At 45.9% G+C, this 14,819-nt stretch carries 17 protein-coding genes; 16 read left to right on the top strand and 1 reads right to left on the bottom strand.

Annotation, left to right across the window (positions count from 1 at the left end):
* Nucleotides 1–16 precede the first annotated feature (16 nt).
* The 3 genes from ACO0KW_RS06810 to ACO0KW_RS06800 all read left to right on the top strand — a co-directional run bounded on the left by ACO0KW_RS06810 (nucleotide 17) and on the right by ACO0KW_RS06800 (nucleotide 2,281).
* Nucleotides 17–343: a YbaB/EbfC family nucleoid-associated protein gene (locus ACO0KW_RS06810; protein WP_186889702.1), complete on the top strand. Its 327-nt coding sequence runs from the start codon at nucleotides 17–19 to the stop codon at nucleotides 341–343.
* Between the two features lie 91 nt (nucleotides 344–434).
* On the top strand, nucleotides 435–1,031 hold the full coding sequence (gene recR, locus ACO0KW_RS06805) for a recombination mediator RecR (protein WP_423051880.1): 597 nt from the start codon (nucleotides 435–437) through the stop codon (nucleotides 1,029–1,031).
* Entirely contained in the window at nucleotides 1,028–2,281 is a 1,254-nt protein-coding gene (locus tag ACO0KW_RS06800) for a CaiB/BaiF CoA transferase family protein (RefSeq protein ID WP_423051878.1), read from the top strand. Before recR ends, ACO0KW_RS06800 begins: the two co-directional genes overlap by 4 nt.
* Nucleotides 2,282–2,332: 51 nt before the next feature.
* On the opposite strand, the gene ACO0KW_RS06795 is transcribed toward ACO0KW_RS06800, so the two are convergent.
* Complete coding sequence (locus ACO0KW_RS06795; RefSeq protein ID WP_423051876.1) at nucleotides 2,333–2,935, bottom strand: MarC family protein; 603 nt, start codon at nucleotides 2,933–2,935, stop codon at nucleotides 2,333–2,335.
* 219 nt (nucleotides 2,936–3,154) lie between these two features.
* Here ACO0KW_RS06795 and ACO0KW_RS06790 point away from each other — a divergent pair, with 219 nt between their 5' ends.
* From ACO0KW_RS06790 to ACO0KW_RS06730, 13 genes are all read left to right on the top strand, one after another.
* Complete coding sequence (locus ACO0KW_RS06790; RefSeq protein ID WP_186940341.1) at nucleotides 3,155–3,337, top strand: DUF1289 domain-containing protein; 183 nt, start codon at nucleotides 3,155–3,157, stop codon at nucleotides 3,335–3,337.
* Nucleotides 3,338–3,601: 264 nt separating this feature from the next.
* Nucleotides 3,602–4,075, top strand: a complete 474-nt coding sequence (gene gspG, locus ACO0KW_RS06785) for a type II secretion system major pseudopilin GspG (RefSeq protein WP_423051873.1) — start codon at nucleotides 3,602–3,604, stop codon at nucleotides 4,073–4,075.
* Nucleotides 4,063–4,572, top strand: a complete 510-nt coding sequence (locus ACO0KW_RS06780) for a GspH/FimT family pseudopilin (RefSeq protein WP_423051871.1) — start codon at nucleotides 4,063–4,065, stop codon at nucleotides 4,570–4,572. Before gspG ends, ACO0KW_RS06780 begins: the two co-directional genes overlap by 13 nt.
* Nucleotides 4,573–4,584: 12 nt before the next feature.
* A complete protein-coding gene (gene gspI, locus ACO0KW_RS06775) occupies nucleotides 4,585–4,977 on the top strand; it encodes a type II secretion system minor pseudopilin GspI (protein ID WP_423051869.1) in 393 nt (130 codons plus the stop codon).
* Nucleotides 4,964–5,620, top strand: coding sequence for a PulJ/GspJ family protein (locus ACO0KW_RS06770; protein WP_423051867.1), 657 nt, complete (start codon nucleotides 4,964–4,966; stop codon nucleotides 5,618–5,620). Before gspI ends, ACO0KW_RS06770 begins: the two co-directional genes overlap by 14 nt.
* Nucleotides 5,617–6,684 (top strand): type II secretion system minor pseudopilin GspK, encoded by a 1,068-nt coding sequence (gene gspK / locus ACO0KW_RS06765; protein WP_423051865.1) that lies wholly within the window; start codon nucleotides 5,617–5,619, stop codon nucleotides 6,682–6,684. The genes ACO0KW_RS06770 and gspK overlap by 4 nt, the downstream gene beginning before the upstream one ends.
* Nucleotides 6,685–6,750: 66 nt before the next feature.
* Nucleotides 6,751–8,037, top strand: coding sequence for a type II secretion system protein GspL (gspL, locus tag ACO0KW_RS06760; protein WP_423051863.1), 1,287 nt, complete (start codon nucleotides 6,751–6,753; stop codon nucleotides 8,035–8,037).
* Nucleotides 8,037–8,540: a type II secretion system protein GspM gene (gene gspM, locus ACO0KW_RS06755; RefSeq protein WP_423051861.1), complete on the top strand. Its 504-nt coding sequence runs from the start codon at nucleotides 8,037–8,039 to the stop codon at nucleotides 8,538–8,540. Before gspL ends, gspM begins: the two co-directional genes overlap by 1 nt.
* A 1-nt stretch (nucleotide 8,541) precedes the next feature.
* The gene (locus ACO0KW_RS06750) at nucleotides 8,542–9,321 is read left to right on the top strand and encodes a type II secretion system protein N (protein WP_423051858.1); all 780 of its coding nucleotides are present in this window, start codon (nucleotides 8,542–8,544) and stop codon (nucleotides 9,319–9,321) included.
* Nucleotides 9,322–9,331: 10 nt separating this feature from the next.
* Nucleotides 9,332–11,509, top strand: coding sequence for a type II secretion system secretin GspD (gene gspD, locus ACO0KW_RS06745; protein WP_423051856.1), 2,178 nt, complete (start codon nucleotides 9,332–9,334; stop codon nucleotides 11,507–11,509).
* 5 nt (nucleotides 11,510–11,514) lie between these two features.
* On the top strand, nucleotides 11,515–12,945 hold the full coding sequence (gene gspE, locus ACO0KW_RS06740) for a type II secretion system ATPase GspE (RefSeq protein WP_423051854.1): 1,431 nt from the start codon (nucleotides 11,515–11,517) through the stop codon (nucleotides 12,943–12,945).
* 61 nt (nucleotides 12,946–13,006) lie between these two features.
* The gene (gene gspF / locus ACO0KW_RS06735; RefSeq protein ID WP_423051852.1) at nucleotides 13,007–14,224 is read left to right on the top strand and encodes a type II secretion system inner membrane protein GspF; all 1,218 of its coding nucleotides are present in this window, start codon (nucleotides 13,007–13,009) and stop codon (nucleotides 14,222–14,224) included.
* 65 nt (nucleotides 14,225–14,289) lie between these two features.
* On the top strand, nucleotides 14,290–14,802 hold the full coding sequence (locus tag ACO0KW_RS06730; protein WP_423051850.1) for a type II secretion system protein N: 513 nt from the start codon (nucleotides 14,290–14,292) through the stop codon (nucleotides 14,800–14,802).
* Nucleotides 14,803–14,819 lie beyond the last annotated feature (17 nt).

Genomic DNA, 14,819 nt, shown 5'->3' with positions numbered 1-14,819 from the left:
TTTAGGAGAAGTTAGTATGATGAAAAATCAATTGGCGGGTTTGATGAAGCAAGCACAAGCCATGCAAGACAATATGAAAAAAGCCCAGGATCAATTGGCATTGGTTGAGGTTGAAGGTCAATCTGGCGCGGGCCTGGTGCGTGTGGTGATGACGTGCAAAAATGATGTGAAGCGCGTGACTATTGATCCATCTTTGCTGGCCGATGATAAAGATATGTTGGAAGATTTGGTTGCTGCAGCCTTCAATGATGCGGTTCGCAAAGCAGAAGCAACTAGCCAGGAAAAAATGGCAGGATTGACTGCGGGTATGCCATTGCCCCCTGGTTTTAAAATGCCGTTCTAGTAGATAAAATAATCAAGGTTTTTGGAGATTTTGTCTGCATTATTTTGAAGCGCACCTTTCCTTGGTGCGCTTCTTTCATTGAGATTCCCGTGTGAAATCATTAAGTAGTCTGGAACAACTAGCCGAGGCACTTCGCCGCTTGCCTGGAGTCGGACCGAAGTCTGCATTACGCATGACTTATCATCTATTGCAACACGATAGAGAAGGTGCGGAACAAATCGGCAAGGCGATGTTAAATGCATTGAATATGGTGCATAACTGCCGTTCATGTAATACCTTTACCGAACATGAATTGTGTGACACCTGTAACGATGCTCAGCGTGATTTGAGCATGCTATGTGTAGTCGAATCCCCAAGTGATCAGTTGATGATAGAACAGACCATGACGTTTAAAGGTTTGTATTTCGTCTTGATGGGGCGTTTGTCGCCACTCGATGGTGTAGGGCCACAAGATATTCACTTGGAAAAATTAATTCAACGTGCGACCGATGGAGTGGTAAAAGAAGTTGTTCTCGCGACAAATTTCAACAACGAAGGTGAGGCTACTGCGCATTACATCAGTGAAACCCTAAAAGCGCGTGGATTGCATGTGAGTAGATTGGCGCGTGGGGTACCTGTTGGCGGCGAACTGGAGTATGTTGATCCAGGTACGATAGCACGTGCTATGTTAGACCGTAGAGTGACATGATGAGTAATTCCACAGCTACAAAACCTGGCCCCTTAGCAGGAATTAAGGTACTCGAACTGGGGACTCTGATTGCAGGCCCATTCTGCGCGCGCATGTTGGCAGAGTTCGGCGCAGAAGTAATCAAAATTGAAGCGCCCGATGGTGGTGATCCTTTACGTCACTGGAGGGTGTTGAAGGATGGTACATCCTTATGGTGGAGTGTGCAGGCGCGTAATAAGAAAAGCGTGACGTTGAATATGAAGTCCGAGCAAGCGCAAAAAATTGCGCGCGAACTAGCGCTCGACGCCGACATCATCATCGAAAATTATCGCCCTGGCGTATTAGAAAAGTGGCAGCTTGGCTATGATCAATTAAAAATAATCAATCCCGCCGTCATCATGGTTCGCTTGTCTGGTTATGGTCAGACGGGCCCCATGCGTGATCTGCCTGGATTTGGTGCAATTGGCGAATCGATGGGCGGCTTGCGTTATGTGTCCGGTCATCCAGATCGGCCACCAGTTCGGGTTGGTATTTCGATTGGTGATTCAGTTGCAGCCTTGCATGGTGTGATCGGCGCGATGATGGCGTTGCGTCATCGTGATGTAACGGGTGGTCGTTGGAATGGTAAAGTCGGAAGTGATTTGATCGCCGGACAGGGGCAGATGGTCGACGTTGCGCTATATGAATCCGTATTTAATTTAATGGAGTCACTGGTGCCAGAATTTGACTTCGCAGGCGTTGTTCGTGAACGCACTGGTGGCGCTTTGCCTGGCATTGTTCCTTCGAATACTTACACCACTAGCGAAGGTGAAAATATTGTAATCGCTGGGAATGGCGATGCGATTTTTCATCGCTTGATGTTGGCAATTGACCGCGCTGATCTGGCGCATGACGTGAGCTTGCAGCGTAATGACGGGCGAGTGCCACGAACCAATGAGATTGATGCTGCGATTCAAACTTGGTGTGATACCCAGACGATAGACACAGCCCTGGCGTGTTTGCGCAAAGCCGATGTTCCTGTTGGAAAAATTTATTCGGTGCGAGACATGATGAGTGATACACAGTTTCAAGCACGCGATATGTTTGAACAGCATCAATTTGCGGATGGTACACCAGTGAAATTGCCAGCAATTAGCCCTAAGTTGTCTGAGACTCCAGGTCAGACTTTGTGGCTAGGGCCTGAGTTGGGCGCACATACGGATGAAGTTTTGGTGGGGCTTGGTTATACAGATGAGCAAATACAAAATCTAAAAGAGCAGCACATTATTTGAATGTGCTGCTTTTCTGGATGTTTTGTTCGATTGAAATTTTGCGTTGAAGTTTTAAGTCAAAGTCTTTAAGTAATCACGAATGCCTGCTAACAACATTTCGACTGCCATGGCGGTCAGAATCAGGCCCATCAATCGTTCAACCGCTGTCATCGTGCGTTCGCCCAAAGCACGCTGCATACGTTCAGCGCCAAGTAATACAACTAGCCAGACCAAAGCAACCGCGACGAGTGCGCCGACATGAATCATCACGTCAGAGCGACTGTCGGATGAAAATAATAGCACGGTAGCTAGTGATGACGGCCCTGCTAAGGCTGGGATGGCAAGGGGTACGATGAAAGGCTCGCCATCGCTTTCTGTGCCGCCAAAAACGCCACCTTCTTGCGGAAATACCATGCGTAAGGCAATTAAAAACAGAATCACACCACCGCCAATGCGCAAAGCAACTTCAGATAATTGCAATGCATGTAGAAAATGTTTGCCGAAGAACATAAAAAGTAAAAGTAAGATAAAGGCAATCGCACATTCTCGCACGACGACCCGCCAGCGTCGTTCTGGAGTGACGTTGGCGAGGGCACTGACAAAAATGGGAATATTCCCAAATGGATCAGTGACAAGAATAAGGAGAATGAAAGCTTGAAAGAAGTCTTGTGTCATTTTGATGTACGCTGTTTGTTGAGTGAGATGAAATTTGTTATGTTGAGTGACGTGGTTTTTAGCGATGCCTGATTTTGCGGATGATTTACAATTAGGTCAATCAGCTTGTCTCATTCTGTTGGTCTAATAAAAATAATCACTGTAATAATTTCGCCGCCATGATCGGTACCGGCAGTGTGAAAAACTAGTTTGGGTAAAATTTAAATTGAAATGATCGTAATGGAAAAAAATAATCGACCTGATACCCCGTGTGTTGCCGTATGCTCGACTACATTTGATGATGTATGTCGTGGTTGCGGTCGAACGGTGGCAGAGGTGGCTGACTGGGTATTCATGACGCAGGAGCAAAAGGATTTGGTTTGGGAGCGTATATTGAAAGAAGGGTATCCGCGTCGTAATTAACGCTGAGATTCGCCTGACGTAAAATTTATGGATTGTCAAATCAAAAGTCTATGAATGTGCAGGGAATAGAATAATTGCTTTGTTAGTAAGCGAAATACGACATTTTTGATTAATTCATGTTAGGATTTCTATCGTAAGTTTTTGTTATTCTTTAGACCTTAGGGTTGCAAAGTTTTTTTTGCGATAATTGCCACTAAAGGTTGGGTAATAATTATTTTTAAAGTGGTTTAATACGAATTTGTAATTCAACGTAATGAGAATGTGATGAAGATTTCAGGCGCTATGGATCAAAAGAAATATCAAGAAAATAGGGCGGGGATTTTCGCCAAAGGTTTTACCCTAATCGAAATTATGATTGTGTTAGTCATTATGGGTATTTTGGCGAGTTTGGTCGTGCCAAAGCTGATGGGGCGCACTGATGATGCTCGTGTACTACAGGCTAAGCAGGACATCTCAACGATGTTAGGCGCGCTCAAAATGTATAAACTGGACAATTTGCGCTATCCAACGACGGAGCAAGGTTTGCAATCTTTGATTACCAAACCTACGTCCGGCCCGGCTGCGAACGGCTATAAAACTGAAGGTTATATTTCTAAATTGGCGAAAGATCCTTGGGGTAATCCATATCAATATATGTCCCCTGGATTGAAGTCCGATGTCGAGATTTTCTCCTATGGTCAAGATGGAAAACCGGGCGGCGTTGGTTATGATGCTGATATCGGTTCGTGGGATCTGTAACCTCTCATCCTGTGGCGGTGTCATTTAAATCAAGAGATCGCAGGAATTCTGGCTTTACTCTGCTAGAACTCTTAGTGGTCTTGGTGATCATGGGTATCATGCTGGGTGCTGTCTCTTTGAATGCAGTGCAAAGCATCCATCAACGACTGCAAACAGATGCTCAACGTATTTCATTATTGCTCCAGTTAGCCAGGGAAGAGGCGATCGTGCGTAATCGCCAAACTGCGTTTGAAGTATTTGAGCAGGGCTATCAGTTCCTTGTTTTGAATGATAATAAATGGGAGCGCATTGTAGATTTGGATACCTTACGAGGTCGCCCATTTACGTTCCCAGAAACCAAACTTAGTATTATTTCCAACGACGTAACTGCAGTCGAAAAATTGCGCATTGTATTTGGCCGTGAGCCAGTCAGTCGACCATTTACGATAGTCTTACGCGTCGGTACCGATCAAGTCTCAATTAACGCCGATGGCGTTGGTCATTTCGTTGTGGAGTGAAGGATGATATCCATGACTAGACACCTTAATTTCCCCAGAAAAATAGATGGATTCACTCTCTTGGAGGTGTTGGTCGCCTTAGTCATTGTGGGCACTGTGTTAGGCGCAAGCCTGCGGGCAGTTGCCAGTCTGGCGCAAAATAGCAGTGGACTACGCGCTACGATGATGGCTAACTGGTCCGCAGAGAATCGTCTGGCGCAGATTCGATTAGGTAAAGAATGGCCGGAAATAGGTGAGCGTAGTTTCCCATGTCCTCAAGGCGAACTAAATTTGCTTTGTGAGGAGCATGTGTTGTCAACGCCAAATCCTTCATTTCGGCGAGTTGAGGTTCTGGTTTTTGATGCCAGTAATCTGCAAAGACGTTTAGCAAAGCTCACTCAGGTGGTTCCAAATGCGCCACAATAAATTTCCGGCGCAAAGCGGCTTTACGCTAATCGAGTTATTGGTTGCCATCGCTATTTTGGCAATTATCGCCGTGATGGGGTGGAGTGGCTTGGATAGTATTATCCGTGCACGCCAAACCTTAAATCGCGAATTAGAGCAAAGTCGAGGCACACAGATTAGTTTCGTGCAATTAGAGAATGATTGCGCGCACTTGGTCAGTGAGGCTGCATTGCCGCGACGTGAGAATTTACGTGCGATTGATACGCAACTGATTCTAATTCGAACAGTGTACGAAGATAATCAGGCACCGCAATTGCAAGTGGTCGCGTATAAGGTGCAGAATGGTGTGTTCAGTCGACGTGAGTCGGTGGCGACGCGAGACTTGAAAATTCTTGATTCTTATTGGCAAAGTGCGATTAATGGCAGCGATAATATGCCTGTCGTTAAGTTGCAAACCGACGTCAGCACTTTTCAAATGCGCACGTGGAATAGCGATGAAAATAGCTGGCGTGTTGCGGGCACGGATATCTCTGCGGTAACTCCGAGTGCAGGCGTACAGACGCCAGGCAAAGGTGTTCCACGAAAAACAGGTCTAGAAGTGACCATGCAATTGGTCGGGCAGCAAAATCCTATGCTGAAGATTTTCTTGCTGGGAGCCGCATGATGCATCGCTTGATCCGGCGCCGACAATCTGGAGTCGCGGTAGTCACCGCACTACTATTAACCACTCTCGCCATTACGATAGTGGCTAGTTTGTTCTGGCAGCAACAGGTACAGGTTCGCTCGATAGAAAATCAACGTTTTCAATTGCAGAAAAAATGGGTATTGCGTGGCGCCCTTGATTGGGCAGGATTGATATTGCGGGAAGATCGACGCATTAGTAAGGTAGATCATTTGGGGGAGCCGTGGGCGGTCAACTTGGGTGATACGCGTTTGGATCAATATGTCGAAAATGGAAGAACGGAAGTTGAAGACAGTGATGCCACATTATCTGGCCAAATTAGCGATGCCCAAGCGAAGTTCAATTTGACGAATTTGGCTGTTAACGGAAAAGTCGATATCCGTGAACAAGTTGTTTTTTCTAAGCTGCTAAGCAATCTGCATTTGGATCCAGGGTTGGCGCAACAAGTAGCGGTTCAGATCGCAATGACCCAAGAGCGCTTGCTGGTCGGTCCCGAAAATCCAGGGGCCCCCGATACTGGCCAAAATCCGACTGGTTCGAAAGGAAGTCAAACTGGTAGTGGCGCTGGCGGAACAAAAACAACGATTGGAGGCGGAGATTCAACTGTTGGTCTATCGACAAGTTCCAATTCCGAAGTACAATTCTTGAAGTTTAGTCAAATCGAAGATCTGTTGGCGGTACCAGGTTTCAATCCTTTGATAATTGCGCGTTTGCGAAATTTTGTTACCGTATTGCCGAGGTGGACAAAGATTAACGTGAATACAACCACAGCAGAGGTGCTTTCCGCTCGTTTGGAAAATGTGAATATGAGCGATGCGGCGCTAATGATTGCGACGCGAGATCGCGCTTATTTTTTGGATTTTTCTCGATTTAAGTTGAATTTTCCAGACAAAATAAAAGATACAGATGTCAATTTCTTAGAGTTTCAAACGAATTTTTTTGTGGTCAATGGAAAGGTGAAGTTGAATCGCTCTTTATTAGAAGTCGATGCATTGTTAGAACGGGATGACGTAGGGACGCGCATTTTGTGGATAAAAGAAAATTGAGTCTACGTGAAAATTAAAGTATCAAAAAATATGAAAACTCAATTCGGCAAGAAGGTGTAGGAGAACATGGCAAGCACGCTTTATATACAATTACCTCCACGAACAGTCGCGGATAAACTGGGCGGATGGGGTGAGCAGTCATTTTCATATTGTCTTGCTTCTGCTGAGAAAAATATACTGCAGCAAGGTCGCCATGCATTCGCGAATTTGCAGTCTTTGGTACATCAAGCTGATCAAACGGTTTTATTGGTTTCGGCCAGTGATGTCAATTTTTTGCAAGTGGCAGTACCACCCATGCCGTTTGCGAAATTGAAGGCTGCTATTCCCAATTTGTTAGAAGAGCAATTACTGACAGAGTCTGCGGATTTACTATTTGTGCCGAGTCCGCCAGTGAAAGGACAATGCTATGTCGCTGTGGTCACGCGCTCTTGGATTGAGCAAATATTTGGATTTGGCGTGCAGCTTGGTGCCACCAAAGTTTCGGCATTCGCTTTATCCGATAGCCTGAGTCAGCACGCTGAGATAGCGACTATCTTGATAGAATCAGTACCGGCTGAGAGCCAAATTTTTGAGATCTCTGTGAGAAGCGCGGATCAGATCGCTTCTGGCTTAAGTATTGATGTGCCAAATGCAGCAATTGATCAATCTCATACCGTTCAACAGATAATTGCAGCAATTAATATTCTTGCTCCTCAAGAAGCTTTGCAGATATATGTAGAACCAAGTTTGGAAACCGCGTTGCGGCAAGTATTTATTGCGCCAAATGACGGGAGTAGACAAGTGCAGCTGGCATCACTTGATTGGAAAAGTAAAATTGGCGGAGTTTCCAATCGTAGCATCGACTTATTAGCGTTCTTAAGTTCCGATGGAAAGCAAAGTTTTGATTGGCTCAAATGGCGTTGGTCTGTGTCGATGATCGTATTTATGGTTATGGTTAGTTTGTTCGCTTTAAACTGGAAATGGTGGAGTTTACAGCGTGAGGCCAATACTATCCGTGATTCAATTCAGGCTACTTATCAGTCGGCATTTCCAAAAGAGCCCGCCTCACGTGATCCTTTGTTTCAAATGCAGCAAAAAATTAATGCGGCAAAAAAAGTGGCAGGGCAATCTAGTAGTGATGATTTTCTGGTGTTGAGTGCGCAATTTGCCATGGCATGGGATCAATTAAATCCAGCACAGCCTGCGTCCACGGTGACAAGTGTTGAGTATCGGGAACGCAGTTTATTTGTGACACCGAAGAGTATGGCTGACGTTCGGGTTGAGCAACTTCGCCCCTTACTTAAAGAGCGTAATCTGAAGCTGGAAGTAAAAGATGGTTCGTTAAAAGTTTTTTCTGATGTGGGTGGTATGTGATGACGGCTGTCGAAATAGTCAATAAATTGCGTGATGATTGGAATAAACGAGAGTTGCGCGAGCGACGTATTTTGCTTGGTGTTGCCATACTAGTGATTGCGAGCATATTGTATTTGTTTGGAATTCAACCGGCACAGAGCAATATTAAGAATCTTGAAAACTCTACCCCAACTCTGAAGTTACAAGCTGCGACGATGGCGAATATGGCCTCGCAATACAGTGCCTTGTCAAAGACTATGGCGGAAAATATTCCAGCGGTAACTCGTGAAGCGATCGAGTCGACTTTGACGCGACGCAATATCAAAACACAATCATTGACCGTATCGAACGATATTGTGCGTTTTCAAGTGAATGTCGTTGCGTATGCAAATTTGATGGAATGGATATTGGAAATGCAAAAAGCAGCGCGATTAGGAGTTGATGAAGTGAAGTTGACCTCGCTTGCAGAGCCAGGTCAAGTGAGTGCGGTGATTACTTTACGTCAGCAGAGGTCTGGTAATTAGTATGCAAAGAAAAACGATCTTTGGTTTGTTTTTGATTGGTATTGTTAGTGTGTTTGGCACAGTATTATATTTTCTTCCTGCAAGTTGGGTTGGATCGTTTCTAGAAAAACAAACCATGGGAAGGGTGAGTTTAGGTGATATTCAGGGAAGTTTTTGGCGAGGCTCTGCCTTCGTTGGTGTGGCGGTCGACAGCAAGTCTGCGGTGACACCATTATTTCCCGGACGATTTAATTGGCAAATCTCGCCAACGATTTTGTTGGGGCAGGTGGCTGTGGTATTAGAGAACTCCTCGGTAATGTCCGCACCATTGAAAATTGATGGTAGTTTTCAACAGTGGCAGATAAGCGCCAATACCCTAAATCTGCCGCCTGAGCGATTAGAAGGGTTGGGTGCTCCGCTCAATACGATAGGGCCGAGTGGCAAAATTAGTTTGCGTTGGGGGCAGTTGGAAGTAAGTTTAATCAACGGAAAAACCCTCTTGAATGGCCACATTCAGTTGGAAATGAATGAAATGGCGTCACGCGCATCGTCGATTAAACCTTTGGGGAGTTACGCAATGGAATTTGATTGGCGTGGCGAGAAGGCGAACTTGGTTTTGACTACCAGTAAGGGACCAATGATGTTGGAAGGCACTGGAGCACTTCAACAGGGAAAGTTTCAGTTTTCTGGCAAGGCATATGCCGAGGCTGGGCAAGAAGAAAAAATGGCAAATTTATTGAATTTGCTTGGGAGGCGTCGTCAAGAAGGCGACAAACAGATCATCGCTTTAGAATATAAATGAGACAACTGGCATGAAGAATACTATCAACACTTCGACAAAATATAAACATAGCCCTGGTACAAAAAAATGGCTGGGTGTGATGATACACGCAGCATTTATCGGCGTTATCAGTACCGTTGGCGCTGCTGGGGGCGTTACCTCACCTCTCGTTTTTGCGCAAGAAGCCAATCAAAATGCCGCTGGTTTGAATTTTGTGAACGCTGATATTGAGTCAGTGATTAAGGCTGTTGGGCATTATACCGGTACGACTTTTGTCATTGACCCACGGGTTAAAGGTCAATTGACACTGGTTTCGGAAAAGCCACTCACTAAAGACCAGGCATTTAAGTTGTTGACTTCGAATTTGCGTATGCAAGGTTTTGCCGTGGTCACGTCTGATGGGTTTTCAAAAGTCGTGCCAGAAGCTGATGCCAAATTGCAGGGTGGTCCGACACAGGTAAAAAGTATTAAAGGCGACCAGATAATTACGCAAGTTTTTAGAGTGAATTATGAAGCCGCAAATAATATTGTGACCGCATTGCGTCCTTTGATTTCACCGAACAATGTGATTAACGTGAATCCTGGCAATAACTCCATCGTAATCACTGACTATGCCGACAACATGCGACGAATGGCAGAGGTGATAGCTCTGTTGGACGTGCCCTCGAATCCTGAGTTGGAAATCATTCCAATTAAACATTCGATAGCTGCCGATGTGGCTACCATGGTGACCCGTTTAAGTGAAGGTAATCAGGCTAGTGCAGATGCTGGTCGTACACTTATTTTGGCAGATTCTCGTACGAATTCTGTCTTGATTAAGGCACCATCAGTAGCACGCGCCAATTTGGTGAAAGCCTTGGTATTGAAGTTGGATCAACCTACGTCGTTGCCTGGCAATGTCCATGTGGTCTATTTGAAAAATGCAGAAGCGGTGAAGTTGGCTGCGACTCTGCGATCCATTTTGAGCGGTGACAGTTCGCTCCCGTCTAATTCAAACAGTGCAAATAATAATTCCAGTTTTGGAACCTCGCCACAACCTGGAGTGGGAGGTAGTTCGAACCAAGGAAATAATTCTGCCTTGAGTTCCACTTCATCGAACTTGAGTTTGCCCATTAGTAATAATAGTAATAGTCAAGGTCAGAGTGGCGGTGCAGGTGGATTTATTCAGGCAGATCAGGCGACGAATACGTTAATTATTACCGCCAGTGATGCCGTTTATAAGAATTTGCGAGGCGTAATTGATCAGCTAGATGCGAGACGGGCTCAGGTCTACATTGAGACAATTATTGTTGAGGTGTCTGCAAGTAAATCCGCTGAGCTAGGCGTTGAATGGGCAGGGCTAACAGGCGACAGTACAAGTAATTACCGCTTAGGAGCGTCAAGTGCAAATCAAGGCAATCTAGTCAATCTTGCAGTAGGCGATGCTACTAAGAAAGCTGCGGTACTGGGGTCAGGATTCAATATTGGACTATTTCGTCAAATTGGCGGTCAATTGGGAATCGGTGCTTTAGTTAAAGCACTGGCAAGCGATGGCGGATCGAATCTGCTTTCTATGCCGAATCTTGTTACCTTGGACAATGAAGAAGCGACTATCGTGGACGGACAAACCGTCGGCATCGTGACTGGACAATATACGAGTGCATCCTCAGGGACAGCCGGAGCAAATCCATTTCAAACCATTGAACGCAAAGAAATTGGGATCAAGCTGAAAGTTAAGCCGCAGATATCAGAGGGTGGCACCGTCAAGCTCTCGATTGCGCAGGAAGTGTCAAGTGTAAGCAAGACGCCGGTTGCAGGTAGTGCTGGGATTACAACTATCTTGCGTTCGATTGCGACGAATGTCTTGGTTGAGGATGGCCAAGTCATCGCTTTGGGTGGATTGATTCGCGACGACTCTTCAGGTGCGGAAGATAAAGTACCATTTCTTGGGGATATCCCAATCTTGGGTAATTTGTTCAAATATCAGCAGAAAAAGCGCGACAAAGTTAATCTCATGGTGTTCTTACGTCCGACAATCATTCGAAATGCAGAAGATAGCAAGAACGTATCACTTGATCGATATGACTACCTGCGTACCCAATATTTGCGCAGCATGGAAAATGAAACAGATGTTCCTTTGATGACGCTTGAGAAGGGGAAGTTAATTACACCTGAGTCATCGTCTTCGACTGCGGACAAAAACAAATCCACTAAAAAAGAAGACAAGTAAATCGTATGTCAGAAAATCGATTATTGCCTTTCGCCTTTGCGCGTGATTTCTCAATCCTTGCGAATCGTCGTGAGGATTTAGAAGGCGCTCCGGTAGAACTAAAAGTGTCTAGTGAGACCCGTCAAGCTGCCATATTAGAAGCTGGGCGTCGCTTTGGACGGATTCATCTGGATGTATTGCCACATGCAGATTTATTACTCGAAATTGCACGTGCGTATGCCGGCTCTGGTGGCGACGCGGCTGATGTCGTTGGTGAAGTCGAATCCGATATGGATTTGGCGAAACTGATGCAAGACATGCCGGCGATCGAAGACTTGCTCGAATCAGCCGATGATGCCCCTGTAATTCGTATGATAAACGCCTTATTGACGCAGGCTTTGCGTGAAGGCGCATCCGATATTCATATCGAACCGTTCGAACAAATTTCTGTAGTGCGTTTCCGCGTTGATGGCGCTTTGCGTGATGTCATTCGCCCCAAGAAAGCGATTCATGCTTCATTAGTGTCGCGTATCAAAATCATGGCGCAACTCGATATTGCCGAAAAACGTTTACCGCAAGATGGTCGGATTACTTTGCGTATCGGTGGCAAACCAGTCGATGTGCGCGTCTCGACTCTTCCGACGGGACACGGCGAACGTGCGGTGTTGCGTTTGCTCGACAAGGAAGCTGGTAAGCTTGATTTAACTCATCTCGGTATGAGTACCGATGTGTTGACGCAGTTCGATCAATTAATTGCGCAACCCCATGGTATCGTGCTCGTCACAGGTCCAACCGGTTCAGGTAAAACGACGACTTTGTACGCTGCTTTATCGCGTGTGAATGCTGGTACTACCAATATTTTGACGGTAGAAGATCCAATCGAATATGAGTTGGCTGGTATCGGTCAGACTCAGGTGAATGCAAAGATCGATATGAGCTTTGCAAAAGCTTTGCGAGCAATCCTTCGACAAGATCCAGATGTGATCATGATTGGTGAGATTCGTGATTTGGAAACGGCTCAAATTGCGGTACAGGCTTCCCTGACAGGTCATTTGGTATTGGCGACTTTGCATACCAATGATGCGGCGGCGGCAGTCACACGATTATTGGATATGGGTATTGAACCCTTCCTTCTTTCCTCGTCACTATTGGGCGTCGTAGCACAACGTTTAGTGCGCAAACTTTGCACACATTGCAAAGTGCGCGAGGGCGACGTGTGGAAGTCAGTTGGTTGTGAACACTGTGGACATACTGGCTATCAAGGACGAGTTGGCGTCTACGAATTATTGCTCACCACTGAAGCGATTTCCGCGCAAATTCATCATCAGGCCTCAGAGGCAGAAATTCGTTTGGCAGCACAAGGCGATGGGATGAAGACTATGCGGGAAGATGGGCAGCGTTGGCTGGATGCGGGCGTGACGACTAGAGAAGAGTTGTTGCGCGTGACTAAAGAGTAAGTGAAGAGCAAGCCTGAAGCAAAACAAGTAATCCTAGAATAAATCAAGAGAGACACTGACTGTGCCCGCATTCCGATATGAAGCCGTAGATCCCAATGGCTCAACAAAAAAAGGTGTACTGACCGCAGATAGTGCACGTGCAGCGCGTTCTGATTTGAGGGCGCAGCACCTAGTGCCAGTCATGGTAGAGTTGATTGTCAACCAAACGGGCGAAGGGCGTCGCGGAAAATCATTATTTAGTGAGCATTTGTCAAACGTCGAATTGGCATTATTTACGCGACAATTATCGAGCCTGTTGGAAGCTGGTTTGCCTTTGGAGCAAGCCTTCTCGGCTTTGTTAGAACAAGCTGAACGTGTTTATATCCGTGACTTGGTTGCCTCTATTCGTTCAGAAATTTTGGCAGGATCGGCCTTGTCTGATGCGTTAAAGCAGCATCAAAACGATTTCACGGATATCTATTGCGCATTGGTTGCGTCTGGTGAGCAGATCGGGCAATTGTCTAGAGTTTTGTCACGTTTAGCGGATTATATTGAGCGACGGAATGCCTTAACGCAAAAAGTGAAGCTGGCGTTCACTTATCCGGCCATCGTGACAATTGTGGCGTTTGCCATCGTGATTTTCTTGTTGACCTACGTGGTGCCGCAAATCGTATCCGTATTTGCCAACACCAAGCAAAAATTGCCGTTGTTGACGGTGGTGATGTTGGCTATTTCTGACTTTGTACGAGCCTATGGTTGGTTGGTGGCGATTGTCGTGATTGTGGTTACTTTTGCTTGCCGACGTGCCTTAAAAGATCCTCAAATTAAGATGCGTTGGCATACATGGTTGCTAGATGCTCCCATGTATGGAAAATTTGAACGTAGCTTAAATACAGCACGTTTTTCTAGTACTCTGTCAATTACAACAGGTTCTGGAGTTCCCATTCTTAAAGCCCTACAGACTAGCCGCGAAACGCTATCGAATGTGGCAATGCGGGAGCAAGTCGAGGAGGCAACTAATAGTGTGCGGGAAGGTGTCAGTCTGGCACGTGCACTCTCGGCACATAAGCACTTTCCGCCTATGTTGATTCATATGATACGAGCAGGTGAAGTAACGGGTGAGTTGCCGGCAATGTTAGAAAGAGCGTCGTCGGCGCAAGAACAAGATTTAGAGCGGCGGGCGTTGACAATTGCGGGTTTGCTTGAACCGCTCCTGATCTTGGCAATGGGGGTAGTCGTGTTGTTGATCGTGTTGGCGGTATTGATGCCTATCATCGAAATTAACCAATTGGTCAGATAAACCGTTTGTGATCACCTACCGATCATCTGCAAAGAATCAACAATACGAATTACAGTGAGAACATCATGAAGCGTCTTCCATTAGTCATTAATATTATTTTGTTTTCCTTAGTTTGTGTGTTGCTAAGTTATTGGGGTTTGCAAATATTTAAACCGACAATAAGACCTATGCAAGCTCCAATTATCGTTGACAGCTTTGAACCCAACGTTGGGCAGTGGGGCAATTTATTTGGCACGCCTGCAAGAACGGAATCAGCACCTAGTAGTTATCAATTGAAGGGCGTGATCGTCGCACCTCGTGCGAGTGACAGTGTGGCAATAATTGTGATTGAAGGTAAACCAAATTTTACAATTGGAGTTGGTAAAGAGTTGATGGCAGGAGTGAGCCTGAAAGAGGTTCACTCTGACCATGTCATTGTGAGCGAGTCCGGCATTTCTCGTCGCATCGAATTGCCAGTTCCAGCTCCGCACGCAGGCATTGTATCAACGCAAGCCAATGACCCGCTTAATTTTAGATCACAGGGTGTTGTGCCTCCCTTGTCACCACCTCTTTCTCCTGTGGCGCCAGTCGGTCGCTAATCTGGTTTTGATTGCGC

Origin of the sequence: Undibacterium sp. Ji22W, from assembly GCF_049340305.1 — a bacterium.
Taxonomy (GTDB): Bacteria; Pseudomonadota; Gammaproteobacteria; order Burkholderiales; family Burkholderiaceae_D; genus Undibacterium.
This window is presented reverse-complemented; position numbering and strand designations above follow the sequence as displayed.